Here is a 25,976-nt window from a genome sequence, read left to right as displayed (position 1 = left end):
CACAGCAGCGGAGTTATCACCCATGGACGGAAGCGATCTCCATAAAAAGACCGTGGAAATCGCTCTCACTTCAAATAAAGCAGAGCGATCTCCACGGTCTTCTTGTTCTTCTCGGTAATAATTTCCCTGCGCGGGATCGGTTCCCAATCCGCCACGTTATCTAGCCAAGTGGCGGGGAGCTTGACGGGGCTTCCGGGCTGCTGCTCGGCAACCCACGCCGCCGGCAGGGGAAGGAGCGGGTTGTTCTCCAGCTCCCGTAGCAGCGGGTGCCCGGTCATGACCAGCCAGACCAGACTCCAGGCACGCGGAACGACCCGGTAGATGTCGTAGCCTCCGCCGCCGAGCGCAACCCAGCGGCCGTCACACCACTTGTCGGCCAGCTCGCGGATTAGCTCGGGCATTCTTTTGTAGATCCGCATGGAACAGTGTACATGGGCCAGCGGATCAAGGGCATGCGCGTCGCAACCGTGCTGCGACACGATGATATCGGGCTTGAAACGCTCAATCAGCGGCACCAGAACCGCTTCAAAGCTTTCAAGCCAGGAATCGTCTTCGGTGTACGGCTCCACCGGAACATTCACGCAGGTGCCGAACGCTTCGCCCTCGCCCCGCTCCGTCACATCCCCCGTCCCGGGGAATAAATATTTCCCGGTTTCGTGGATGGAGAACGTGCATACGCGCGGGTCGGTGTAAAAGCTCCATTGAACGCCGTCGCCATGGTGGACATCCGTGTCGATGTACAGAACCCTCGCGTTGTAATGCTCGGTAAGATGGGCAATGGCGGCGGAAGCGTCGTTATAGACGCAGAAGCCGGCTCCCTTGCTCTGCAGAGCGTGGTGCAGGCCGCCGCCCAGATGGAACGCGCGCTTCGCTCTGCCTGACATTACGGTATCGGTAGCCGTAATGGAGCCGCCGACCACCATCGAAGTGACGTCATGCATCCAGGCAAAATAGGGCGTGTCCTCCGTGTCCAACCCGTACTTGGCCGCGCTGTTTACCCAATCCAGCGAAGGGGAGAGTTCGCTAAGCGCTTTCACGGCATCGATATAAGCGGGTTGATGGACGCGGAGAAGCTCGTCATCCGTGGCAACGCGGGGAGTGACGATTTCGGAGTCGTTCAGAGCTCCGGCCTTTCTGAGAAGGTCAATCGTGAGCAGCAGTCTTTTCGGATTAAAAGGATGTTCCTCGTTGAACTTATAGGTCGTTTCATGCTCGTTAAATATAAAAACAGATTCGTTCTTCATCTCGAGCTGTTCCTCCCGTAATCCAGGAAATGGTTCTTTAGTACATGAACCGTTGTTGAAAGCGAATGCGGTCGAACTGCTCGACGGAAGCCAGGGGAACTTTGCTTCCGATGCGAACCATCAGGCAGTTGGCCGGGTGCGAACATATTTCCGGATCGTCGGTGGCAAACCACACCATATCTACGCATTTCATCAGGTTTTCCATCATTTTTCGGTAATCCCACACACTGAGCCCGCTGCTTTCCAGGTCCCAATGCCAATAATATTCGGTCGTGAACGTAATGACGTTCTCCAACTGACCGTCCGTAAAAGCAAGCCGGATCATCTTCTTTCCGAGTCCGAGAGCCCGGTAGCTGTTGGCGACTTCGATCGCCCCGAGTTCAATCAAGTCGGGCATATTGCCTTGTGACCAGCGTTCGATTTCATCGGGATAATGGAAGGTGACATAGCCTACAATCCAGTCCCCGGTACGGGCGATAATAATGCGGCCCTCGGGCAGCTCCGCGATTTCGATCAGGGCTTCGTGCTGGTCTTTCGGCTTGCGGAAAGCGTCCAGATCGGCATGCATCTGAAGGCCGCGCAGGTGATCAGGGGATACGGGACCCTCCACAGTGATCTCCGCATCCAGGCCAGGCGGCAAGAAAGAGTGCGAATGATAAATTTTTTTATGGTCCATGAGAGGGAGTCTCCTTAAAAGCGGCGTCGGTAACGCAGTTCTCTCTATACTCTCTTATATCACATTTTTCGGCAAATTGAAAAGCAATAGGCAAACATAACCTGCTGTGATATAATGTACATGGTGAAAAGTACGCTTTTCTTCCTGTCAGGCACAAAGCATTCAAAAAAAGATTGAAAGCGTTTCAATTGTCGGGAGGTAGGAGAAATGAACCAATTAAAAGGTGAAGTAGTAGATGCAGTTTCACAAAACGGTAACCTAGGCGATTACGAAAAAGCCCGGGAATCGTTCAATTGGGAAAAGATAGAATCCAATTTTTCCTGGTTCGATACAGGTAAAGTGAACATGGCTTACGAAGCGATCGACCGCCATGCCGAATCTTCCAGAAAAGACAAAGTCGCCCTCTATTATAGCGATCAGAAGAGAGACGAGTCCTATACCTTCTCTCAATTGAAAACGACATCCAATCAATTCGGGAACGTGCTCCGCAAGCTTGGTGTGAATAAGGGAGACCGTTTCTTTATTTTCATGCCGCGTACTCCGGAACTGTATATGGCGCTTCTCGGGGCCATCAAGATCGGTGCGGTAGTCGGACCGCTCTTCGAAGCATTCATGGAAATGGCGGTACGCGACCGTCTGCATGACAGCGAAGCTGTCGCCATTATTACGACACCGGCACTCGTGCACCGTATTCCAACGGCCGAGCTGCCTAATCTGAAGCATGTTATTGTCGTTGGCGAAGATCTTGAACTGCAGGAAGGCCAAGTGGATTTCCACAAGGAAATGGCGCAGGCGTCCGAAGAACTCGACATCGAATGGGTAGACCGTGAAGACGGATTGATTCTGCATTACACATCCGGTTCGACAGGCAAGCCTAAAGGCGTTTTTCATGTGCACAACGCCATGGTTCAGCATTACTACACGGGCAATATTGTCCTTGATCTTAAAGAAGACGATGTGTACTGGTGTACGGCCGATCCAGGCTGGGTTACCGGCACATCTTACGGTATTTTCGCCCCTTGGCTTAACGGAGCTACGAACGTAATCCGCGGCGGACGTTTCAGTCCGCAGGACTGGTATAATACGATTCAGAAATACGGAGTGACCGTCTGGTACAGCGCTCCGACCGCTTTCCGCATGCTGATGGGTGCCGGAGACGATGTCGTTAACCAGTTTGATCTGTCCTCGCTCCGTCATGTACTCAGCGTAGGGGAGCCTCTTAACCCGGAAGTCGTCCGCTGGGGACTGAAAGTATATGGCCAGCGTATCCACGACACCTGGTGGATGACCGAAACAGGCGGCCAGCTCATTTGTAACTACCCGAGCATGCCGATCAAGCCGGGCTCCATGGGACGTCCGATTCCAGGGGTGGAAGCCGCGATTATCGATGACAGCGGCAATGTTCTGCCGCCAAACCGGATGGGTAACCTCGCGGTCAAAACGCCTTGGCCGTCCATGATGCGCAAAATTTGGAACAACCCTGCGAAGTACGAAGAGTATTTCAGAATAACCGGCTGGTATATATCCGGGGACTCCGCTTACATGGATGAGGATGGCTACTTCTGGTTCCAGGGCCGTATCGACGACGTTATTAACACGGCAGGCGAGCGGGTAGGCCCGTTTGAGGTGGAAAGTAAACTGGTCGAGCATCCGGCCGTTGCGGAAGCGGGTGTTATCGGCAAGCCGGATCCGATGCGCGGCGAGATTATCAAAGCGTTCATCGCGCTTCGCGAAGGGTTCGAGCCATCCGATGAACTTAAAGCGGACATCGCCAAGTTTGTAAAAGAAGGTTTGTCTGCGCATGCATCTCCTCGCGAGATCGAGTTTAAAGACAAACTTCCTAAAACGCGCAGCGGTAAAATCATGCGCCGCGTGCTCAAAGCTTGGGAACTTAACCTGCCGACAGGCGACCTGTCTACGATTGAAGATTAAAAGAGGAAAGAGCGGCCTGACGGCCGCTTTTTTTTGCTCTAAGCTTTCTTTAATTTTAACTATTAGCTGGTTGGTCGTAAAATAGTCAAATAGTGATAGAAGGTGAGTTAAAGAAATTATGTATGCAGTTATCGGTTTGTTTGATGAACAGACAGAGCTTCTTATTAAAACGATTTGGAGAGAACTCCAAGAAAGATCGATTTCTTTCTATGCGGAAGAAATTGTAGATAGAAGACCTCATATGACAATTGCCAATCATAACAACCTGGATAAACTTGAGTTCGTAAATGAAATGGACAAATTTTATGAGGATAAACCAGTTGTTCATTTTCTCCTAAATTCGGTTGGTTCTTTTCTAAACTCAGGGGCACTGTATTTTGCTCCGGCAGTTACGGAACAATTAACGAACCTTCATTCTACTCATCATCAGCACTTCGGTAAGTTTAACGACATACCGGATTCCCTATATGCTCCTGGTAACTGGACACCGCATTGTACAATAGCCAATAGATTATCCGAGCAAAAACTAGAAGAAGCATTTAAATACTGTTTAAAGAGAACGGCTAACATAACCGGTCATATAGCTGAAATTGCACTTATCGAGTTGGTTGATAAAAGGAATGTTCCAGTGATTTACTCTAAAAGATTAATATTGGTTTAAAGAAAAGCCCGGAGCTGCCAAGCAATCAAGCTTAGCAGCCTCGCGGGCTTTTCTTGTAACATTTATCCGGCGTGGTCAACGGATTTAGCGAGCCGCATATTTTACCGCGGAAGACAGGCGGGACTCTCCGGCATCGTTCACGGCCGACACTTTGTAATACCCGTCGTGTTTTACGGACGAGATTGCGTATTCGGCAGAGAGCGCGGCATCGATCTTTTTGTAACTTCCATCCGCTTTCTCGGCATAATAGACATTGTAGCGTTTAACTTTATCTTTGGAAGAATTCTCGTTCCATTGCAGCCTTAATCCGCTGCCGCTGCTTTTCGCGGTCAGTCCTGTAGGAGAGGACGGCGTCTGCTTGGATTCCGACTCCTGGTCGGAACCGCCGTTCCCTCCGTTTTGGCTGCCTCCGTCTCCCGGAACTAATCCGGAGTCGATAGAGGAGCCGGAACCCGTCGAAGTAGCTTTTCCGGGAGCGGATTCCCGTCCGGCTACATCAACCGCCGTGACATAGTAGGATTGGGCGGATGAGGGGTTGACGCTATCCGTAAACTTGCTGTCGCTTCCGGTCATGACGACCTTGCCTGTCTGCCGGATATAAGGACCGCCGTTGTCGGAACGATACAGCCGGTAGCCGACTACATCGTTGTTCCCGCTTGGCTGGAACGTGATGACCACGGAGCCGCCCGATTTGGTTGCCGCCACCCTCGAAGGGGGATTCGGATCGCTTCCGTCATCCTTACGCGGATCGATCTCGGAAGGCGCGTCCTCGTCGTAGTCTTTCGGTTTGTAGAAGCTGAGCGGACGGCGGTTTTTGGCCGGAAGTTTGTTAAGAACCGCAGAAAGCTCTTTCAGTAGGGAATTAACTGACTTCTCGCGGACAATAACAACCTTCGATTTTACCATATCGCCGGGAGTCTGATCTTGCGCAATATAGTTAATGCCGTTGTATTCGATTGTACTCATGGATTTCATCGAGTTATCGACGGTTTTAGGAATGTATTTACGGTTAAACCAATCCGTCACCACGTGTCCGGACTGCCGGTTCAAATCGCTCGGAAGTTTGCCCGACACGTCGGAAACGGTCGCCTGAACGACCGTGGAAGGCCGATTAAACGAGGTGTCCGGGAACAGCTCGGGTTTCTTCTCGACGGCGGCGTTCATAATGAGCGACCACATGTTCATGGCGCGCTGAGTCCCGGCTTTGCTGAGCTTATTCACCGGAAGCTCGTAACCCGCCCACACACCGACCGTAATGTTGGGAGTATACCCCATGAACCAGGCGTCGGCATCGTCCTGCGTAGAACCGGTTTTACCGACTACCGGTATTTTGCCGTAAAATTTAAAGCTTTTCTTGATACTTGTCGCCGTTCCTTCGGTAATAACGGTTCTCATCATGTCCGTAATCAGGTAGGCTGTCTCCTCGGAGAAGACACGCGTCGGCTTCATTTCGTGCTCATAAATCACTTTGCCGGTCGAATCCGTAATTTTCCGGATCATATACGCTTCGTTGTAAAGTCCTTTGTTGGACATGGCCGCATAAGCGCCGGTCATATCCTTGACGGTCACGCCGTATTTAAGACCGCCGATTACGCCCGTTTGAGCGTTATAATCGTCTTTTTCAATCGTGGTAATCCCCAGTTTCTTGGCGAACGCCCAAGCTTCCTTAATTCCGACGGTGTCCGTGAACAGCTTGATCGCCGGGATGTTGTAGGATTGGTTCAACGCCTTGCGGGCAGTGATCAGTCCGCTGTACTTGTGGTTCCAGTTCTCGGGAATGTGATAGCCTCTCGCTCCGTCTTTCAAAATTACGGGCGAATCGTCGATAACGCTGGCCGGCTGGAGTTTGCCGGATTCCATGGCGGGAATGTAGGCCGCAATCGGCTTCATCGTGGAACCCGGCTGCCTGACGGCCTGGACCGCGTTGTTCATCTGCGATTTGTTGAAATCGCGTCCTTCGATCATCCCGAGAACGGCGCCCGTTTTGCTGTCCATCATGACCGCTCCGACTTGTTCCTCGCCTTTTTTGGAATCGGTCGGGGAATAGTTCTTCGCTTCTTTGCCGATCGTCTGCATGGAGTCATAGATCGTTTTGTCTATGCTCGTGTAAATCTGATAGCCGCCGCGCAGAAGCTGGGTATGCATAGCTTTGGATGCTTCGCTGTAAGCGGCCGCGTCTTTTTCGGGATCAAGGTCCGGATGCTCCTGCTTAAGAAGCAGATTGACGGCTTCCTTCTCGGCTTCAATCATGAGATAGGGGTAGCTGGCATATGCTTTTTGCTGGCGCTTGGCAAGAGAAGCTTCAATATCGAAGGCGAGCGCCTCGTTGTACTGCGCTTCGTTTATTTTGTTTTCCTCACGCATCCGCTTCAGCACAAGCTTCTGGCGTGCAATCGCGTTTTTGAGTCCCGTCGGATTGGGCGCGCCGCTGCTCGTGTATGCCGAGTAGTTGCTCGGCTGCTGGGGAAGGCCGGCAAGGTATGCGGCCTGGGCGACATTCAGCTGATTCAGTTCGTCGATATTGAAGATGCCTTTGGCGGCCGCTTTAATGCCGAACAGGTTGTAACCCGTAGCCCCGTTTCCGTAAGGAATTTTATTTAAATAGGCCAGCAGAATCTCATCTTTGGATAAAAGTCTTTCCATCCTCAAGGAGAGCAGGATTTCTTTGGCTTTACGCCCGGTATCCCGGTCCAATGTCAGAAAAACGCGTCTGGTCAGCTGCTGGGTGATCGTACTTCCGCCGGTTTGTACGTCTTCGTTCAGCAGTTTCTGCGTTACGGCACGGGATAAACCTTTTATGTCAACCCCGTTGTGTTTGTAAAAATCGTTATCTTCAATCGCGAGCACCGCATCGAGAACGACTTGAGGAATTTCCGCCAATTCGGCAAGCCGCCTGTCTTCTTCCGTACGAAGCTGTCCGATGACGGCATCGTCGTTAAAGTAGACAAAGCCCGTGATGGCGTTCTCTTCGATTTTTTTGCGCATTTCCTCTTTATTCCGGACGGGCTCGTTTTTGACAAGCGCGCTTACGTAACCGAAAGCGGCGGCTCCTCCCATAATTCCGACAACAAGAAATGCCACAAACAACCACTTAACCGTATGAAAGGTGACTTTAAGCGTCTTTCGGACTCCCGGATTTTGTAAAAAAGAAAGTTTTTTTGCCATTTTACCAGGATTCCTCCTTTAATAACCGCCTCAATTATAGCACAAAGCCAAAATCTTGAATACCGCCGTGACTTTGGTCCTAAGGACGCGGATTGACACCGTTTGTTTCTTTATGATATAAATTTAGGGAACTGGATATTAATCAAAATGCGTCGATGGACTTCAGTAGCGGGAAGATGCAGGGAACAGAGAGCCGATGGCGGGTGTGAATCGGTGCCGGTCTCCTCAGCGAAATACCGTCCGGAGCAGGGATTGTGAACACGAGAGCAGCCGGCCGTACGAACGGAACGGCTTGACGACCGCCGTCTGGACAGGATCGGGCGGAAGTTTCTTTCAGTAGCTTTCTTCCGGGATGTTTCCCGTTATCCGAATGGAGTGAAAGCGCCTGCCCGGGCCTTATGCCGGTGAAGGTGCTTTAATTAGGGTGGTACCGCGAGTTTAAAGCCTTCTCGTCCCTTGTGGACAGGAAGGCTTTTTGTTATGCAGCGAAAACTTCAGCAATGAGAGGGATGGAAGCAAGATGACGATGAAAGATGTATGGGAAAAGTTGTCGGCCGAGCAGAAGGTCGAAGCGGAGCGCCAGGTTGAGATTCTGCGCCGCGGAGCGGTTGAAATTGTGCCGGAGGAAGAATTGAAGCTGAAAATCGCCGAGTCCCTTGCGGACAACCGGCCGCTCAAAATCAAGCTGGGTCTGGACCCTTCCGCGCCCGATATTCATGTGGGCCACACCGTTGTGCTTCACAAGCTCCGGCAGTTCCAGGAACTGGGGCACCATGTGCAGCTTCTGATCGGAGACTTCACGGGCCGTATCGGCGATCCTACGGGAAAATCCGAGACGCGCAAGCAGCTGACGGAAGAAGACGTGAAGCGCAATGCGGAGACGTACAAAAAGCAGATCTTCAAGATTCTCGATCCCGAGCAGACGACCGTTTGCTACAACTCGGAATGGCTCAGCCCCCTGACTTTTGCCGATGTGGTGGAGCTGTCCGCCAAATTGACGGTTGCCCGCGTGCTGGAGCGCGACGATTTCTCCAAACGCTACACCTCCGGTCAGCCTATCCACGTGCACGAGTTTTTCTACCCGCTTATGCAGGGCTATGATTCCGTTGCGCTGAAATGCGACGTGGAGCTTGGGGGCACGGACCAGAAATTCAATCTGCTTATGGGGCGTACCCTGCAGAAGGAGTACGGCGTACCGGCCCAGGTCGCAATCATGATGCCGCTGCTTGAAGGACTCGACGGCGTAAATAAGATGAGCAAAAGCCTCGGTAACTACATCGGGATCGATGAAGCGCCTAACGAGATTTACGGCAAAGCGATGTCTGTTCCCGACGAGCTTATGCTGAAGTACTACGAGCTGGCGACGGATCTGAGCCATGACGAGCTCAGCGCGCTCCGTGCGGGAATCGAAGACGGAAGCGTTCATCCCCGCGACGCCAAAATGCGGCTGGCCGCTACGTTTGTGCGCATGTACCACGGCGAGGAAGCCGCAAGTGAAGCGGAGCGCCACTTCGTGACGGTATTCCAGCAGCGTGCGCTGCCGGACGACATCGAGGAAGTCGAGCTTGCCGCCGGAGAGCTTGAAGAAGGCGGAATCCGCCTGGTGAAGCTGCTCGTAACGCTGGGCCTGCAGGCGACCAACGGAGAAGCGAAGCGCAGCATTCAGCAGGGCGGTGTCCGCTTGAACGAAGAGAAAGTAACCGACCCGAACGCGTCCGTAGAAGTGAAGGACGGCGATATTCTTCAAGTAGGCAAGCGTAAATTCGCGAAAATTAAATTAACATAATGCGCACGATAAATGCTTCCCCTCACAACCGGGGGGAAGCGCAAAAAAGCCCCGATCCGGAGATCGGGGCTTTTTTGCGGTCGAACCTGACGGTTGACTAGGAAAGACGGTTGTAGAACTCGACGATTTGCTTCTCGTCGATCTCTTGCGGAAGCTCGGAACGCTCCGGCAGACGAACGTATTTACCTTCCAGAGCCGCTTCGTTGAATTCAACGTAAGCCGGGAGGTAGTTACGGTTAGCCAGTGCTTCTTTGATTACGGAGAGACCGCGGCTTCTTTCACGAAGACCGATCACGTCGCCGGTTTTAACCGAGTAGGAAGCGATGTCGACTTTTTTGCCGTTTACAGTCACGTGACCGTGAGCAACAAGCTGACGCGCGCCTGCACGGGAGTTGGAGAAGCCAAGACGGAATACGAGGTTGTCCAAACGGCTTTCAAGAAGCTGCATGAACGTTTCGCCCGTAATACCTTTTTGCTTTGCAGCAAAGCTGTAAAGGTTGCGGAACTGCTTCTCGTGTACGCCGTACATGAGGCGAAGCTTTTGTTTCTCTTGAAGCTGCATGCCGTAGTTGCTCAGCTTCTTGCGTTGTCCCGGGCCGTGTTGACCTGGAGGAAACGGACGCTTGAGTTCTTTGCCGCTGCCGCTCAGAGAAATACCGAGACGACGGCTAAGTTTAAATTTAGGACCTGTATAACGTGACATATGGATGTTACCCCTCTTCAAATGTTATTTTGGATAGATGGGCAGATCACGTGATAGTTTCGCCGGCGGACGCGAAGGGCGTCCTCTGAGAAGCTTGTTCAGCCGCAGGCTAATCAGCAGCGAAGCTATAGAGGGTGAGTCACGAAAATCTCCCGACAACCTTTTGTACTCGACTATTTATTTTATGCAAAAAAAGGACTTATGTCAAGCGCAGAACTCCGTATAAACTCTTGGAAAAGATAGTGCATAACTACTAAAAATTTAGTATCATTAGGAGTATACTTCTTAATTATTCGGAAGTGGAAAAGGAGTTGTCTATGAGCGACAAACTTCACCACCCCTTACCGTACTATCCCGTCGAAAACGCGAAAAAGCTTGATGAATCAAGCCTGGAGCCCTATGTTCTTCATCTTGACAGGCAGGGCGGATCTCTGTCGCAGCGCGACGAACTCCATCAGCTTTTCAAAAATTGGATAGGTCGGTCGGCTCGGTATTTGCGTAGTTTTAATGGTTCTTTGGAACTATTTGATTCTTTCGGCCAAATTATCGAATTTTATACCGCGGAAAATTTTTTGCATCCTCTATACCGGGACGGAACAGCATGGACGGAGGAGCTGCTCGAACGAACCGCTTTCTCGCAGTGTAAGCGCCACCAGAGACTGGTTACCGTCGACGATTCCACATATAACGAAGGGGCGCTGCGCGGCTGTGTGACCTGTGCCGCTCCGCTGTACAACCCGTCGGGAGAATGTATCGGAACGATCGGCATCCTCTCCGGACCTGTTCAGGATCACGCCCTGCTGGAGGCGATGCTCGAGTCTCAGATCCTGTCGCTGCAGCAGTTCAGCATGAGCGGACATTCCGCCCGCACGGCGCTCTCCTTGTCGGGGCAGATCAACCGCAACGAGCGGGAGCTGCGCAAATGGGAGATGCTGTTCGAGATGACGAACAAACTGCATGCGCAGATCGACGTTAATGCCGTTCTTACGGTCGTAATCGATTGCATCCAGGAACTGTACCCGTTCGTCATGCTGGATTTGCTGCTTTCGCAGGACCATCATAACGGAGCTCTTCCATTCAAGCTTCTCCGCTACCAGAGCGGCGAGGAAGACATCTGCGCCAAGGCGTTTTTGGAAGGCGAGCTGTTCGTGTACGAAGAAAATTTGGGAGACGGAATCCGCCGCCGGGAGATTGCGGCACCTCTTTCGGGAAATCAGGGTGTATACGGAGTTCTTCATCTTAAATATACGTGCGATACGGTCGATCCGGCGGAGCTCTCCTTTATAACTTTGCTTGCGGACGCGGCCGGCACGGCGTTCGAGAATGCGAAGCTCTACGAGCATTCCAATCTGCTGGTCAACGAGCTGCGGCTCATCAACGATATGACCCAAAAGCTGACCCAAAGCTTGAGTCTTCACGAAATTTTTGATTTCGCCTGCGGAGAACTTACGGATATCTTCAAAGGAGAATTCTGTTGTATTCTTCAGAAGGAAGAAGAGAAGGAGCGGCTTGTCGTCAAAGCGAGCAACTTCATTCGGCTGCATTACGAGCATCTTGAACCCGGGACAGGCTACTCGGGGCTCGTTTACGACCGGAAGGAAGCCATCATCGTGTCGGATTACGACCCGAGATTCCACGTTTCGTCGAAACTGATGGAATTGTCGAAATCGAAATCGTTGATGGCGGCCCCGATTCTTGGAGGGGGAGAAGTGCTCGGCGTCATCCTGGTCGCCCACCGCGAGCCCCATTATTTCTCCTACGATAACTTCAAACTGCTTCAGGCGCTTTGCAGCCATATCGGCCTGGCCATCACGAACGCGACTTTGCATGCCGAGCTCCAGCGTCTAGTCATTATGGATCAGCTGACCGGCTTGTATGCGCGTCATTATTTGAACAACCAGGTACAGGAGATGCAGAAGAAAGATTTCTGCGGATCTCTTATCGTCGTGGATATCGATTATTTTAAACAAGTGAACGATACGTACGGCCACCAGGTCGGAGACCAGATTCTCATGCAGGTCAGCGGGATTCTGGCTTCAAGTATCCGCGACACGGACATCGCTGCCCGCTGGGGCGGTGAAGAGCTGGCTGTTTATTTACCGAAAGTCGGAAAACAGCAGGCTCTCCGCGTCGCCGAAAGAATCCGGGAAAGAGTCATGAACGAGACGCGTCCGGGAGTGACCGTGTCCTGCGGGGTTTCGGACTGGTTCTGGGAAGATGATAAAATCAGCGTGGAATCCCTGTTTTACAAAGCCGATATGGCCTTGTACCAAGCCAAGCACGATGGCCGAAATCAAATCGTTATGGATCAAAGCCGCTCCTTCACCTCGTGAGGAGCGCTTTTTTTATGCCAGCAGGGACGGAATCTAGTTGATCGTGGTCGCTTGTTCTTGCGTTTGTTACCAATAAGGACGCTTCGTGCGGCTCTTCCGCCGGTTAAAAGGTGACATATCGGGTAATAATGGGCCTCGCGGTTTACATCATCCCAGAAAATGTTACAATAAAAATGTCAGGAGGATGGCGAGTTTGAAATGGCTTACATTTATTCGTACCAAACGATTTATTTATGGATTGACGATCGTGCTGGTTATCATTGCCGTTCTTTCGATTCTCTATAGAAAATCGGATTGGAGACATATGGGCGCGTCTATGGAGCAATTGACTCCATGGCTTATTTCGCTTGGCGTGCTGGGCAAAACTCTGGGTATAGCTTTGGTCTTTCTTCAAACCCTGTTTCCCTTCGTACCGTTCGTGATCATAGCGGGCGCCAACGTCGCGCTGTTCGGAATCAAGTGGGGTTTTGTGGTGAATTACGTCATGTCGGTGCTCAGTAGTGTGACGGCGTTTATTATCGCCCGCTATTTTGCCCATGACTGGGTCGAAAGAAAACTGAGCTCCAAACCTCTTGTACAGCAGTTTAACAAGAAAATGGAACATCACGGTTTTTTGTACATCCTGATGGGGAGGCTAATTCCCGTCATTCCATCATCAGCCATCAGCTTTGGAGCCGGTGTTACTTCGGTAACGTTCCGCCAGTTCGTACTGGGAACGACGATCGGTAAAATTCCGATGGTGCTGCTGGAGTCCCTGATTGCCCATGATTTGTTTCATTTCAAAGCGTATAAGGGCCGATTATTCGTTCTGCTTGCCATTTTTGTTATTCTGATGGTACTCGGCAGTCTATTTAAAAAACGGCTGGATGCCCGGAAGCAGGACAAACCGTCCTCGTAATCCGGGAAATATAGAACCGGCACTCATTTAAGGAGGCAATGAAGTTCATGCGTGACCCGAGAATTCAACAGCTTGCGGCCAATTTGGTCCAATATTCGCTTGATGTCAAGCCAGGAGAAAATGTGTGGATCGAGATGTACGGTTCCGAACGGGAACTCGTCCGCTGCCTGATCGAAGAAGTTTATGCCCGCGGAGGCAAGCCTTACGTAGATCTGATCGACCGGCGTGTACTCGGTTCCCTGATTAAATCCGCAACGAAGGAACAGATGCAGGAATGGGGCGAAGCCGATCTTGCCCGCATGAAAAGAATGGACGGTTACATAGGAGTAAGAGCGGGAGAGAACGTGAACGAATGGGCGGATGTGCCCGAAGAACAGATGAAACTGTACAGCCTCTACTATCAGAAGCCGGTTCATCTGGAGCAGAGAATCAAGCATACCCGCTGGGTGGTGCTTCGCTATCCGAACGCTTCCATGGCCCAACTGGCCAGCATGAGCACGGATGCTTTCGAAGATTTCTATTTCGACGTGTGCAATCTCGACTACGGCAACATGGATGCGGCGATGGATCCGCTGAAGGCTTTGATGGAGCGGACCGATAAGGTGCGGCTGGTCGCGCCGGGTACCGATCTGACTTTTTCGATCAAAGGAATTCCCGCAATCAAATGCTCGGGTCAAAATAACATTCCGGACGGGGAATGCTTCACGGCGCCTGTCCGCGATTCCGTAAACGGGACGATTACGTTCAATACGCCTTCGATTCAGTCGGGTGTTACGTTCGACAACATCTCGTTCCGCTTCGAGAACGGCAAGATTGTGGAAGCGACAAGCAGCGACACGGCGCGCATTAACGAAGTTCTCGATATGGATGAAGGCGCCCGTTATATCGGAGAGTTCAGTCTGGGCTTTAACCCTTATATCCAGCATCCGATGAAAGACATTTTATTTGATGAGAAAATTGACGGAAGCTTGCACTTCACCCCTGGACAAGCCTACGAAGAAGCGGACAACGGCAACCGTTCCTCTCTGCACTGGGATCTCGTTCTGATTCAGCGTCCCGAGTACGGCGGCGGAGAAGTGTGGTTTGACGACGTGCTGATCCGCAAAGACGGACGGTTTGTGATTCCCGAACTCGAGGGCCTTAATCCCGAAAATCTGAAATAAGCCCTTTTAGAACGTGCAATGGAAAAAGTTGTTGCGTGTAAGGGGTTTCATCGTGTAACATGGAACTAAATGACGACGTTGAACCGTATAGGAGGAATGCTTCATGCCAAGTGCCAACAATGCAGCGATTGTGGAAATTTCCCAGACTGCGAATCAGTTCAGATCTTCCATCGTACTGCAGTACGATAATAAGTATATTGACGTTAAAAGCATTCTGGGTCTGTTCACGACGCTTCTGAGCTCCGGCAGCTATGAGCTTCATGTTCACGGAGCGGATGCGGATGAAGCCAAGAAAGCAATGGCTGAAGTATTCGCCAAGCATCAGCTGGCCATTCAAATCGTGGAAGACTAATCCGAGAAATAAGGGCGTCCCGCATGCGGGGCGCTTTTTTATATGGTTTGAAAAGGAAGGCAAAGGCCCTTTCTCTTGTAACTTGGCTTATTTTCGTCTATATTAGACTTAAGGCGTAGGAATCTGTACAGGGGGGAAAGAAGTATGTCTTCATCGGATTTGCTGGTGAGTTTGAACCAGAAAGCTCTTAATCTTCTTGAAGAAGATGCATATAAAATCGAAAAGCTGATCGAAATTCAAATGGAAAACTTGACGACACGTCAATGCCCTTTGTACGAAGAGGTGCTCGATACACAAATGTACGGGTATTCGCGGGAAATCGATTTCGCAATCCGTGCAGGACTTATTCCCGCCAATGTCGGCAAGGAACTGCTGAATAAGCTGGAGCGTAATTTGGCGAAGTTGTATGAAGCCTTAAATAAAAAGTAACCCACACCAGGCGGGTTACTTTTTTTGTTGATTCCATAAGGAAGCTCACTAGACGAGGAAGAAGACTACACCGAGAATCAGATAAACCGCCAGCAGAAGGACCCCTTCATACCAGTTGGAGGAACCGTCCTGGGAGATAGATTTCGAGATAATAACGGCTACCCCGATGGCAACCAGCTCGTAAGTGGTGAAGACGATGTCCATTGTATTTCCCATGAAGAAGCTTGAGAAAATAAGAACGGGAGCTACGAATAAAGCAATCTGGAGCGAACTCCCGACCGCGATCTCTACGGCGGCTCCTATTTTATTCTTCAGAGCCATCATAACCGCGGCGCTGTGTTCGGCCGCATTTCCGATAATCGCAATAAGGAAGGCGCCGACGAACAGTTCGGAGAGTCCGAATTGGGAAGTGAATTCTTCCAGCGTTCCGACGAGCCATTCACTTTCGAAGCCTACCATAACCGTAGCGAGCAGAAGGAAGAGGATCGACGTCCTTTTGGACCAGGCCGGTTCGCTGTGTTCGACAACTTGATCGGAAAGCTCCTTCTTGTGCGTCACCATCGAGAAAATGAGCCACAGAATGTAGGCTGCGATCAGGACACCGGCCACGATCAGACTCATCTGGGTCGTTTCTTTCTGGGTCAGACTCTTTGCAAACACCGCGGGAATGAATAACGCGATCACGGCAAGCGTCATCAAAGAGGCATTGTGCGAGGCCAGCTTGATGTTGAAATTTTGTTCTTTAAACTTCAGGCCGCCCGCCAGCACGCTCGCTCCAAGAACGAGTAGAAGATTACCGATAATGGCTCCCGTTAAACTGGCTTTTACGACATCGAACATGCCGTCTTTGACGAGAAAGAAGGCAATGATAAGCTCCGCCGCATTTCCGAAAGTCGCATTCAGGAATCCGCCCATCCGGTCACCGGCGTAGTGGGCGACGCTTTCGGTCGCTTTTCCCAGGAATCCGGCCACAAACAGGATAGCCAGACACGAGATAGCGAACTGGATTGTCGTGCCCCAGTGCATATAATGCGCGACGGCACTAAGTGCGAATGTGACAATTAAACCGATGTTAAACAGGTTCTTTCTCAAAAGCTATCCCTCCGCTTAAGGTTAAGTATCTTACAGGTATGTACGCTTTAAATAATATACCCACAAACGGCAATGTTGTAAAATAGGATTTCCGCGCGTAGGAAAAGTCCGCTTCCTTCCGGCTGTGACGCATTCGGTTGCTTTCTCATTTGCCAGCAATTACAATAGGGATAACGATTGGTGAAGGAGTGGTTCGGATGGTCGAAGAAATTCAAACGGGTAACATACGCATTTCGGACGATGTGGTGGCTACAATTGCCGGCCTCGCCGCTTTGGAAACACCGGGAATCGCCGCGATGTCCGGCGGAATATCAGAAGGATTCGCCAAACGTCTGAGCGGAAAAAATGTTCAGCGCGGTGTCTCTGTAGAGGTCGGACAAGTGGAAGCTGCCGTCGATCTCCGGGTCATCGTCCTTTACGGAAGCAAGATCCAGGATGTATGCAGAGAACTGCAGCTTAACGTGCGCGAAGCGGTGGAGAACATGACGGGACTCCGGATCGTGGAGGTAAACGTCAAAGTGGAAGGCGTTTCTTTCAAGGAAGACGAGACCGCCTCGCTTGACGATCCGACTCGCGTGAAATAATCCGATTCAGGTCCCGCTGCCGGGTAGCGTACATACCAAAAAAGGATGCCCTGGGGGCATCCTTTTTTTTGTCGCGCTCGCACAGACTATCGGATCAGGGGGAGAAAGCGCTGCTAGCGGTATACCCGCGTAGTCTGCGTAACCTTCTCGACCTTCTCCTTCTTCTCCAGCCGGTTCTGCTCGCGGGAAAGGCTGAGCATGATCCCCATGCTGATCAGCGTGACCATCATGGACGATCCCCCGTAGGAGATGAGCGGGAGCGTAACCCCGGTCATCGGCAGCGTTCCTGTTACCCCGCCGATGTTGATGATGGCCGTAACTCCGATCATGGTCATAATGCCGACGCCGGTCAGCATTCCGAACCGGTCCGGACACCGGACGGCAATGACGAGTCCGCGCCACAGGAAGATGATGTAGACCAGCAGGAAAAGTATGCTGCCGATCATGCCGAGCTCTTCGCCGATAATGGCGAAAATAAAGTCCGTATAGGGCTCGGGCAGATAGAGTTTCTGAATGCTCTGCCCGAAACCGGCGCCGGTAATTCCGCCATGCCCGAAAGCGTAAAGAGACTGCATGACCTGAAAACCGCTGTCCAGCACATCGTCTTTGGGGTTCAAGTAAGCAGTGAACCGTTTCATCCTTAGACCGACATGATCGGAAGCGGATTTAAAATTAAACAGAAAATAGAGGCCGAGAAACACCGTAGCGGCCAGCCCGCCCGCCACCCCGAGGGAAAACAGATGCTTCACACGGGCGCCTCCCACGAAGATCACCACGCTGGCGCAAAGGATAAGAATAGCGGCCGAACCGACGTCCGGCTGGAGTAGAATCCAGAAGGCGATAAAAGCCGTAATGAGAACAGCCGGCAGAAGGCCTTTTTTCATATCCTGTATATTGTCGCCCTTCTTGCTGATGAGCTGTGCCAGGTAAACGATTACAGCGAGCTTGGCAAACTCGGCGGGCTGGAGGCTGAACGATTTTCCGAGCGGGAGCCAGCTTCTGGAGCCGTTAATTCCTTTGAAGAAAAGGACGGCTACCAGCATGGCAACTACCACAAGAAAGCCGGGCTTGACCCAGTTTTTCAGTTTGCTGTACCGGATATTCATGCAGAACAGCATACCGAAAGTTCCGACTACGGCAAATAAAATTTGTCTGGTCGCAAAATACCAAGGGTTGCTGAATTTGGTCGATGCGTATACCGAGCTGGAACTGAAAACCATCACGATGCCGAAGCAGACCAGCGCGAAGGTTAGGAAAAGAAGCAGAAAATCTGGCGTTCCTCTGCGAGGGGTACTCAAGAGAGTCTCCTGTTACGCCAACAGCTGCTGAAGTTGGGACAGCTTCTGCTTCGCTTTGTTCAAGATCGCGTCCGGAATCGGGGATTCGTAGTCGAGACCGTGCGGGAATGTAGCTCTGCCTATGTATGCTTCTTCGATGTACAGAATCGCGTAAGGAGATTCCAGTTTGCCGGATTCGGCACGTGTGTTTACACGCAGGTAGTAGTCGGATTTCGTCGTCGGGTCTTCCATTTTCAAATCATAAGTTGCACGGGTATATTCCCACTGCCCACGTACAAAACCGAGTTTGGTCGTTACTTCGTCGAGGTGGGCAAGATCGCTTTTTAGGCCTTTAAACCCTTTGGTTTCAATAATCAATTCAGACGCCTCCAATTTCTATGCATTCTTTAACCATGATAGTATGTTTCCCTACGTCTTGCAAGTAAGAGCAAACCAGGAATCGTGTAAAATTGTTGTCGGTTTGGCGGTGAAAGACGTGGGAGGATTTGGTACAATGAAAGGAAGAATCGTATCAAACACGGGGGCGGGTGATACCTTGATCATACAGGGTGAGGAACTGGATAAAGAATGGGAAGCGATGTACGAGACGATGGTGTCCTGGAGAAGGCATCTGCATCAGCATCCGGAGCTCTCTTATAAGGAAGTCAATACGGCGGCTTTCGTAGCGGAAAAGCTTACCGGGTGGGGGCTCGATGTGCGCACGGGGATGGGCGGTTACGGGCTGATCGCCGATCTTCAGGGCAGCGCTCCCGGACCTACGGTCGCTCTCCGGGCCGATATGGACGCACTGCCGATACAGGACGAAAAACAGTGCGACTACGCATCGAAGGTGCCCGGCATCATGCATGCCTGCGGACACGATGCGCACACATCCACTCTGCTTGCCGCCGCGAAAATATGGAGCACGAAAAAAGAACGGCTGAAGGGCAGAATCCGGTTTATTTTTCAGCATGCGGAGGAAGTTACGCCCGGCGGGGCCGCTTCCATGATCGAAGCGGGCGCCCTTGAAGGGGTGGACGTCGTATACGGTGTACATTTGTGGACACCTCTACCGGTTGGGTCAGTCGGATCGAACCCGGGAGCGATGATGGCCGCAGCCGATGAGTTTCATTTTGAAATCCGGGGCAAGGGCGGCCACGGAGGAATGCCTCATCAAGCGATTGATAGCGTTGTCATCGGCTCGCACGCGGTTGTGAATTTGCAGACCATCGTCAGCCGGACAGTGAGCCCTATCGAGTCCTGCGTGGTCACGATCGGTTCCATAAACGGCGGAACCAATTTCAATGTCATTGCGGAAACCTGCAAAATGAAAGGGACGACCCGTACGTTCGATTCCGCTTTGAGGCTGCAGGTGAAAGAAAGGGTCGAAGAAATCGTAGCTTCGACCTGCAAGATGTACGGAGCCGAATCGGTCATGGACTACCGGCTGGGATATCCGCCGCTGGTCAATCACCCCGGCGAGTTCGAACGGTTCCGGGAAGTCGCCTCCGGCATGCTTCCGGAAGACCGCGTTCTTACGATCGAGCCGGTGATGGCTGCGGAAGATTTCGCGTACTACCTTCAGCAAGTGCCGGGCTGCTTTATTTTCGTGGGAGCCGGGAACGCGCAGACGGGTGCGGACTATCCCCATCATCATCCGAAGTTCGATCTGGATGAGAGGGCGATGCTGACCGCCGGCAAACTCCTGTCGCGAATGGCTCTGCATGTTTTGGACGAAACGGGGACACGCTAATTCCAGCCCTAACATAACTTGCCGTTATGCAAGTGAAGGAGGAATTCTTCGTGCCTACAGTCCGAGAGGTCATGTCGACCGACTGCGTAACCGTAACGCTGCAGGATAACGTATATGAAATCGCGCTTAAAATGAAACAGCACGATATCGGATTCATTCCCGTCGTGGAAGGAAACAAGCTGATCGGCGTTGTAACCGACCGGGATCTGGTCGTACGCGGCTATGCCGAGAAACACAGCGGTTCCACGGCCGTTAAGCAGGTCATTTCCGAGAATTTGACGACGATCTCGCCCGAAACGGATGTCCAGGAAGCGGCCAAAGTGATGGCCCAGCACCAGGTGCGACGGCTTCCGGTCGTCGAGGACGGCAATTTGGTCGGCGTAATCGCGATCGGAGACCTTGCGGTCCGGGATAAGCTGGAAGACGAGGCGGGAGAAGCGCTGAGCCGTATTTCGGAAGGGCGGAGCACGTCCTCGAACAAATGAATGCTGCTTGTCAGCCTAAAAAAGACGCACCGGCATCCGGTGCGTCTTTTCGGGCTATTTAGGTTATCCGGCTTTACGGTAGCCGGCCTTCTTGGCGTCGTTCTCCGTACAGAACATCGCTTCCGCCTGTGTCTGCTCATAGGATGAGCTGCCCGGAACGTGATAAATTTTTTCTTTCTTCGAATTGATATTTCCTTTGATTTGAGGATCGGGGCAGGCCGCCGTTTGATTCGCATTTTCCGGATTTTTGCCGGAACCGCCATTTGGGGAGTCACCGGTTTTGGCGGGAGATGAAGCATCCTTGGCGCCCCAAAGGCCCTTGTTCTTGGAGCGGGCTTCCCGCTCTGCTTTTACAAAACGATCGGAGAACATCACGTTGGGCTGAATGGTCATCACGTTGGCATACCCCTCCTGGAGGAGAAGTTCGTTATACATGACGGACTCCCCTTCAATAAAGACGTAACGGAGCAGCCGGCCGTATTTATCGGTATCTCCGGCATCGTTGAACAGGTAGACGGTTGCTCCGGTCAACCGTTTTTTCGTATAGTCGGACGCTTCCTTGCCGTAAGGTTCGACAGGGCTGTTCGGCTTGACGGTTTCAGGCGTATTGCACCCGATCAGCCGCACTTTGTTTCCGTTTTCCAGCTCGAACGTATCGCCGTCCACTACTCTTTTGACCTTGGCTGTCGTCATTTTTTGCGTTTTCAGCTCGGGATACCGGGCAAGGACGGTTTCTTTAAATGATCCGGAATCCGTTTTTGGTTGGGCGGACCCGCAGGCGGCAAGAAAAAGGGCGGCAAAAATTAATAGAAGAAGGGCTTTTTTTGTGTTCATGAGATCCATTCCTTGTTGTGAGTTTGAATGCTCCTTTTTGAAAAAAGGAACCTCGTCATTATACAATGCTCCGAAACGGAGCACAAATGATCCGGCAACGTTTATTTCTCGGAAGTTCCTTTCATACTAGGAATAGTGAAGAGAGAATTCGGATAAAAAGGGAGGCCTCGCCGTGAATCCGGCATCTGACAATGCGCTTATCGTTCAACAGGACCTTACTGTGCTGGCGGAAGCGGATCATGAGCGTTTCGAGTCGATCCGTGCGGAGTTGGCGCTTTTTGCGGATCTGGTTAAAAGTCCGAAGCATCTGCATACCTACAAAATAACCCCCCTGTCCCTGTGGAATGCGGCGGCTTCGGGTCTGCGCGGCGGCGATATTATCCGTTTTCTGAAGCAGGAATCGAAATACGGTATTTCCCGCCGCATGGAGGATGAACTTCTCTCTATTCTGGGCCGGTACGGACGGCTTCGGCTCATTTCCGACAAGGGGAAGCTGTATCTCCAATCCTTAGACACGGAGCTGCTGGCCAGACTGGGCGGTTTGAAAGAGCTGCAGCGGTATTTCGACCGGGAAGACGCGGGTCCCTTGGAAGCCGTGCAAAGTTCCGCACTCGCAGTCTGGCCGGACATGAGGGGCGTCATGAAACAGGAACTGATGCGGCTCGGATATCCGGTCATTGATCTGGCGGGTTATCACGCGGGAGAAGAGCTTCCGGCGGAGCTTAAGGGAGTGGAGTTGAGAGACTACCAGCGCCAAGCGGTAGAGTGCTTTCATCCGGACGGAGGCAGCGGAGTACTCGTTCTGCCCTGCGGAGCGGGAAAAACGGTCATCGGCATCGCCGCGTTGACAAAACTAAGCTGCGCGACGCTGATTTTGACCACGAATGTGACATCCGTCCGCCAATGGATCAAAGAAATCCTGGCTAAGACCAGTCTGGACGATTCACGCGTCGGCGAATACAGCGGGGACGTCAAGCTGGTTAGACCCGTCACCATCGCGACATATCAAATTCTTACACACCGGCGTGAAAAAGGCGGCGAACAAGCCCATATGGAGCTGTTCAACAGCCGAGACTGGGGGCTCATTATTTATGACGAGGTGCATCTTCTACCCGCTCCCGTTTTCCGGGCGACCGCGGATATCCAGGCGACCCGGCGGCTCGGATTGACGGCAACCCTCGTGCGCGAGGACGGACGGGAGGAGGATGTTTTTTCCTTGATCGGCCCCAAACTGTTCGATATGCCCTGGAAGCGGCTGGAGCTGGAAGGATGGATCGCGCGGGTAACCTGCACGGAGGTCGGCGTGGAAATGGAGACCGGTGAGCTGCAAAACTATTACGAAGCGGACAAAAGAAGCCGGTTCCGCATAGCCGGGGAAAACTCCCGCAAATTTCCGGCGTTAACGCGTCTCCTGGCCCGTCATGACGGAGAAGCGATTCTCATTATCGGCCAATATTTGGACCAGTTGAAAAAAGTGGCCCGGAAATTAACGATTCCGCTTATTACCGGGGAAATGCCGCAGGCGGACCGGCAGCGGCTCTATGAAGCTTTTAACTCCGGGCTTGTCCGGATTCTCGCCGTTTCGAAAGTAGCTAATTTCGCCGTCGATCTTCCGGACGCTTCTGTCGCTATCCAGCTTTCGGGAAGCTACGGCTCCAGACAGGAAGAGGCTCAGCGCCTCGGGCGCATACTCCGGCCCAAGAAGGGGAGAAACGAAGCCTTCTTCTACACCTTGGTCAGCAGAGGGACGAGTGAGCAGGAGTATGCGCTTAAGCGGCGGATTTTTCTGCTCGAACAAGGGTACGAGTACAGGATAGAGGAGGGCGGGAGCGATGAACTATGCGCAAATACTCGATAAAATGCCGCCGGCCGCTTCCAGGCAGCTGCTCGGACAAGATTGGATAAAAAGCGCGGCGGCGCACGGTATAGAGGCCTGGGAAGCTTTCGGAAATGAGGACGTGCTCAGAAAGCTCCGGGCAGCTCTGCAGCCCGATGAGGAGAAGCTGCTTCGGCTGATCGTCGTCCATTTCGGCAGCCGGCCTTTTACACCGGCCGAACTTGAGAAGGAAACGGCGGACTGGGCGGCGGCTTTGGTTAAAACGGCCCTCACGGGTCTGCGCAGACGCGGGCTGATCGCGGCGTTCCGCAAATCGTGGGGCGACCGGCTGTTCCTGCTTCCGCAGGACGGTCTGCGGGGGTGGCAGGCCGTGTTTTTCGGCCCCGGCTGTGATGTAGTCGGGCACGGGGACGGAGCGGGCAGCCGGCACAATGCCGGCAGCGACGATAACGCCAGGCTGCGGCAGCTTTACGAGCAGGGCGATAAGCCCCGGCAGGGACTGGCGCTGGACTTGTTTCTCCTGCTCAATTATGCGGATCTGCACGAGCTGCCGCTTACACAGCGCGGAGCTTTGCACAAGCGCCACGTACAGAGAATGACGGCGCTTCTCGGCTTTGACGAAACCGATCTGGCCGGCTGCGGGCTCCAGTTCGCGCATGCCGATACCTATCCGGTATCGCTGGCGGCAGCCTTGGATTTTTTGCAGCGGCTGGGGCTTCTGTACCGGAGCGGGGACCGGCTCCTTCTGCACAAGCCACGGCTTCGTGACTGGCTCGCGACGGACGAAACGCGTCAATCGGAGAGGTTGTACCGGCTTTGGACGGAACACCGTTTTCCCGAAGACGTGGATCTGCAGCACGCGGTATGCCTGCTCGACAAGCTCACGGCCGGCAAAAAAATACGGCTTAGCCGCTTGGCGGCAGAGCTGAACAGGCGGCAAACGCTGGCCGGAGGAGAGGAGGAGGGAGCGCGTTTTTCCCTCCGGTTGGTTCAGAAATGGCTTCAGCCTCTGCGGGCGTTCGGGTGGCTCGATTGGGAGCCGGAAGACAGCGGCGACGTATCGGTTAGCTGGCTTTATCCCGTACGGTATGAACAGAGAGCGAATGAGGAGCGGAAAACGGCGAAACCTTCCGCCTTTTTGTATGTACAGCCGGATTTCGAGGTGATGATCCCGCCGGAATGCCCGTTTACGGTACGCTGGGAAATCGCCCGTTTCGCCGAGCTCGTGAAAAGCGACCGCATGGCCGTGTACCGTCTGACCAAAGAAAGCGTCCAAAGAGGGGCGGATCACGGAACTCCGCCGGAACAGGCCTTGGAGCTTCTCGAAAGTCATGCCCGCCACGGTGTGCCGGAAACCGTCCGGCTTACGATCGCCGCATGGGGGGAGCAGTACGGCCGGGTCGTGCTCGGCGGCGTGACTCTTCTGCGCTGCGCGGACGCGCAGCTGGCGGAACAAGTCTCGCGACATCCCAAGATCGGGAAGCTGCTGCTTGAGAAAATCGGGGACTCCGATTTTATCGTTCCGGCAGACAAAATGACTGAAATGATGAAGCTGCTGGACGCGGCGGGCTTTTCTCCCCGGCAGGCGGCTGATTTTCAGAACGAAGAGGAAGTGCCGGACCCGGATGGAGATCCCGAAACTGAAACGGTTAAAGGAATCGTGTACGATCAGGACCCCGTCCAGTATCTGGAACTGGAGACCCGCCTGCCTTCCGCAGAGGAAATGTATCCCGGAATGCGGGATATTCCTGCGGTCTGGTATCGGGAAAGCAGGGAATACCATGCGTCCACTATTTTTAAAATCGTTCGGCAGGCGGTTGCCTGGGGAGCCCCTGTTTTAGCCGAGGTTGAAAGCGGTGCAGCGGCGGTATGGATTCCGCGCAAGGCCGTGGAACGGGGAGAAGAGCTGACCATCGAACTGTCGGACGGCGCAGGCGGAAACAGAACGGTTCAAGCCGGTCGGATCAGCCGTATCCGTATCCTTTTGCCCGGAATAAACGGAACGTAAATTTGTTAAACTTGATTTATGGAAAATTATGTAATATAATGTGCCTTGTGCGAATCATTTCTTTATTTTCAAACACCAAGAGACCTGTAAACGATCTTTTTTCTCTGAGGAATCTCCAACAAAAGTCATCCCGTATGCTTTTAAAAATGGAGAAAGTCCTAGGGAACTGTGATATGATAGGGGGAGTACGCAGGAAACACAAAAGGAAGTGATCGATTGTGAGTGTGGCGGAAGCCAAGACGATGGATATGTCGTCCATTCTTATGGGTGCATACCAGGTGGGCGATCTCATTAACAACTCTGCCGAAGTGGCGGATTATCTATATTGGAAGCAGGCGGTGGAACAGGATTTCGAGGCGCAGAGGCTCGTGAGAGAGTTCAACAAAGCCAAAGATTTGTTCGAGGAATGCGAGCGTTTCGGCCATTTCCATCCCGATTACCATGCCGCGCTGGACAAAGTCCAAGCCGTGCAGTCCCTGCTTGAGCAGGTGGAGAGCATAAACAGGTTCAAGGAAGCGGAGGAACGGCTGGATCAGCTGCTGTATACCATATCGAAGACTATCGCGACTGCCGTATCCGATACGATCAAAGTTCCCGGCGGGCTCGACACCGGATCTGGCGGAGGCTGCTCCAGCTGTGGATCCGGCGGGAGCTGCTCCAGCTGCGGTTAACCTCCGCAGGGGACCGGACAAGCAGAACCGGGGGCCCGGCGCCCCTCAAGGTATCCGCACCGACAGCCTTGACAATCCGAACGTCTCTTGACG

General features: G+C 52.6%; 22 protein-coding genes and 1 other annotated feature. Of the genes, 14 read left to right on the top strand and 8 right to left on the bottom strand.

The annotated features are described in order from the left end of the window. Positions 1–65: 65 nt before the first annotated feature. Both KVT34_RS06610 and KVT34_RS06605 read right to left on the bottom strand, forming a co-directional pair. Positions 66–1,244 carry an acetoin utilization protein AcuC gene (locus KVT34_RS06610; RefSeq protein ID WP_217557731.1) on the bottom strand — a complete coding sequence of 393 codons (1,179 nt, stop codon included), beginning with the start codon at positions 1,242–1,244 and terminating at the stop codon, positions 66–68. A gap of 37 nt (positions 1,245–1,281) precedes the next feature. Beyond that, the gene (locus KVT34_RS06605; protein WP_217557729.1) at positions 1,282–1,920 is read right to left on the bottom strand and encodes a GNAT family N-acetyltransferase; all 639 of its coding nucleotides are present in this window, start codon (positions 1,918–1,920) and stop codon (positions 1,282–1,284) included. A gap of 207 nt (positions 1,921–2,127) precedes the next feature. Between KVT34_RS06605 and acsA the strand changes: the two genes are divergently transcribed. Continuing rightward, positions 2,128–3,852 (top strand): acetate--CoA ligase, encoded by a 1,725-nt coding sequence (gene acsA, locus KVT34_RS06600; protein WP_217557727.1) that lies wholly within the window; start codon positions 2,128–2,130, stop codon positions 3,850–3,852. A 118-nt stretch (positions 3,853–3,970) separates the two neighbouring features. Further along, a complete protein-coding gene (locus tag KVT34_RS06595) occupies positions 3,971–4,513 on the top strand; it encodes a 2'-5' RNA ligase family protein (protein ID WP_217557725.1) in 543 nt (180 codons plus the stop codon). Between the two features lie 84 nt (positions 4,514–4,597). On the opposite strand, the gene KVT34_RS06590 is transcribed toward KVT34_RS06595, so the two are convergent. Further along, positions 4,598–7,678, bottom strand: coding sequence for a transglycosylase domain-containing protein (locus KVT34_RS06590; RefSeq protein ID WP_217557722.1), 3,081 nt, complete (start codon positions 7,676–7,678; stop codon positions 4,598–4,600). A gap of 143 nt (positions 7,679–7,821) precedes the next feature. Continuing rightward, positions 7,822–8,138 (top strand) — a binding site (T-box leader). Positions 8,139–8,198: 60 nt separating this feature from the next. Here KVT34_RS06590 and tyrS point away from each other — a divergent pair. Then, entirely contained in the window at positions 8,199–9,464 is a 1,266-nt protein-coding gene (tyrS, locus tag KVT34_RS06585; RefSeq protein WP_483311428.1) for a tyrosine--tRNA ligase, read from the top strand. A 97-nt stretch (positions 9,465–9,561) separates the two neighbouring features. Here the strand turns inward: tyrS and rpsD are convergent, their stop codons facing one another. Continuing rightward, entirely contained in the window at positions 9,562–10,167 is a 606-nt protein-coding gene (gene rpsD, locus KVT34_RS06580; protein ID WP_217557720.1) for a 30S ribosomal protein S4, read from the bottom strand. A 317-nt stretch (positions 10,168–10,484) separates the two neighbouring features. Here rpsD and KVT34_RS06575 point away from each other — a divergent pair, with 317 nt between their 5' ends. The 5 genes from KVT34_RS06575 (at position 10,485) to KVT34_RS06555 (ending at position 15,342) form a co-directional block, all read left to right on the top strand. Beyond that, positions 10,485–12,500, top strand: coding sequence for a diguanylate cyclase (locus KVT34_RS06575; protein WP_217557718.1), 2,016 nt, complete (start codon positions 10,485–10,487; stop codon positions 12,498–12,500). A 193-nt stretch (positions 12,501–12,693) separates the two neighbouring features. Further along, on the top strand, positions 12,694–13,398 hold the full coding sequence (locus KVT34_RS06570; RefSeq protein ID WP_217557716.1) for a TVP38/TMEM64 family protein: 705 nt from the start codon (positions 12,694–12,696) through the stop codon (positions 13,396–13,398). A gap of 47 nt (positions 13,399–13,445) precedes the next feature. Then, positions 13,446–14,561 carry an aminopeptidase gene (locus KVT34_RS06565; protein WP_217557714.1) on the top strand — a complete coding sequence of 372 codons (1,116 nt, stop codon included), beginning with the start codon at positions 13,446–13,448 and terminating at the stop codon, positions 14,559–14,561. 103 nt (positions 14,562–14,664) lie between these two features. After that, positions 14,665–14,913 (top strand): HPr family phosphocarrier protein, encoded by a 249-nt coding sequence (locus KVT34_RS06560; RefSeq protein ID WP_042232655.1) that lies wholly within the window; start codon positions 14,665–14,667, stop codon positions 14,911–14,913. A gap of 144 nt (positions 14,914–15,057) precedes the next feature. Then, positions 15,058–15,342 (top strand): Fpa/YlaN family protein, encoded by a 285-nt coding sequence (locus KVT34_RS06555; protein WP_042232658.1) that lies wholly within the window; start codon positions 15,058–15,060, stop codon positions 15,340–15,342. A 48-nt stretch (positions 15,343–15,390) separates the two neighbouring features. Here KVT34_RS06555 and cax read toward each other — a convergent pair whose 3' ends face one another. Continuing rightward, positions 15,391–16,434: a calcium/proton exchanger gene (gene cax, locus KVT34_RS06550; protein ID WP_217557712.1), complete on the bottom strand. Its 1,044-nt coding sequence runs from the start codon at positions 16,432–16,434 to the stop codon at positions 15,391–15,393. Between the two features lie 197 nt (positions 16,435–16,631). Between cax and KVT34_RS06545 the strand changes: the two genes are divergently transcribed. Then, a complete protein-coding gene (locus tag KVT34_RS06545) occupies positions 16,632–17,018 on the top strand; it encodes an Asp23/Gls24 family envelope stress response protein (RefSeq protein WP_217557710.1) in 387 nt (128 codons plus the stop codon). A gap of 113 nt (positions 17,019–17,131) precedes the next feature. Here KVT34_RS06545 and ftsW read toward each other — a convergent pair whose 3' ends face one another. Continuing rightward, positions 17,132–18,316, bottom strand: a complete 1,185-nt coding sequence (ftsW, locus tag KVT34_RS06540; protein WP_217557708.1) for a putative lipid II flippase FtsW — start codon at positions 18,314–18,316, stop codon at positions 17,132–17,134. A 12-nt stretch (positions 18,317–18,328) separates the two neighbouring features. After that, positions 18,329–18,673 carry a YugN family protein gene (locus KVT34_RS06535; RefSeq protein ID WP_009672640.1) on the bottom strand — a complete coding sequence of 115 codons (345 nt, stop codon included), beginning with the start codon at positions 18,671–18,673 and terminating at the stop codon, positions 18,329–18,331. A gap of 136 nt (positions 18,674–18,809) precedes the next feature. On the opposite strand from KVT34_RS06535, the gene KVT34_RS06530 reads away from it, so the two are divergent. Both KVT34_RS06530 and KVT34_RS06525 read left to right on the top strand, forming a co-directional pair. Beyond that, the gene (locus KVT34_RS06530; protein ID WP_217557706.1) at positions 18,810–20,048 is read left to right on the top strand and encodes a M20 family metallopeptidase; all 1,239 of its coding nucleotides are present in this window, start codon (positions 18,810–18,812) and stop codon (positions 20,046–20,048) included. A gap of 50 nt (positions 20,049–20,098) precedes the next feature. After that, positions 20,099–20,533, top strand: coding sequence for a CBS domain-containing protein (locus KVT34_RS06525; RefSeq protein ID WP_217557704.1), 435 nt, complete (start codon positions 20,099–20,101; stop codon positions 20,531–20,533). A 63-nt stretch (positions 20,534–20,596) separates the two neighbouring features. Here the strand turns inward: KVT34_RS06525 and KVT34_RS06520 are convergent, their stop codons facing one another. Further along, positions 20,597–21,367, bottom strand: a complete 771-nt coding sequence (locus KVT34_RS06520; RefSeq protein ID WP_217557702.1) for a thermonuclease family protein — start codon at positions 21,365–21,367, stop codon at positions 20,597–20,599. Between the two features lie 172 nt (positions 21,368–21,539). Between KVT34_RS06520 and KVT34_RS06515 the strand changes: the two genes are divergently transcribed. From KVT34_RS06515 to KVT34_RS06505, 3 genes are all read left to right on the top strand, one after another. After that, positions 21,540–23,225 carry a DNA repair helicase XPB gene (locus KVT34_RS06515; protein WP_217557700.1) on the top strand — a complete coding sequence of 562 codons (1,686 nt, stop codon included), beginning with the start codon at positions 21,540–21,542 and terminating at the stop codon, positions 23,223–23,225. Further along, positions 23,200–25,212 carry a helicase-associated domain-containing protein gene (locus KVT34_RS06510; RefSeq protein WP_217557697.1) on the top strand — a complete coding sequence of 671 codons (2,013 nt, stop codon included), beginning with the start codon at positions 23,200–23,202 and terminating at the stop codon, positions 25,210–25,212. The genes KVT34_RS06515 and KVT34_RS06510 overlap by 26 nt, the downstream gene beginning before the upstream one ends. A 218-nt stretch (positions 25,213–25,430) precedes the next feature. Continuing rightward, complete coding sequence (locus tag KVT34_RS06505; RefSeq protein WP_217557694.1) at positions 25,431–25,883, top strand: YlbF/YmcA family competence regulator; 453 nt, start codon at positions 25,431–25,433, stop codon at positions 25,881–25,883. The last annotated feature ends 93 nt before the right edge of the window (positions 25,884–25,976 follow it).

It is taken from the genome of Paenibacillus sp. GbtcB18 (assembly GCF_019091125.1).
Taxonomy (GTDB): domain Bacteria; phylum Bacillota; class Bacilli; order Paenibacillales; family NBRC-103111; genus Paenibacillus_F; species Paenibacillus_F chitinolyticus.
This window is presented reverse-complemented; position numbering and strand designations above follow the sequence as displayed.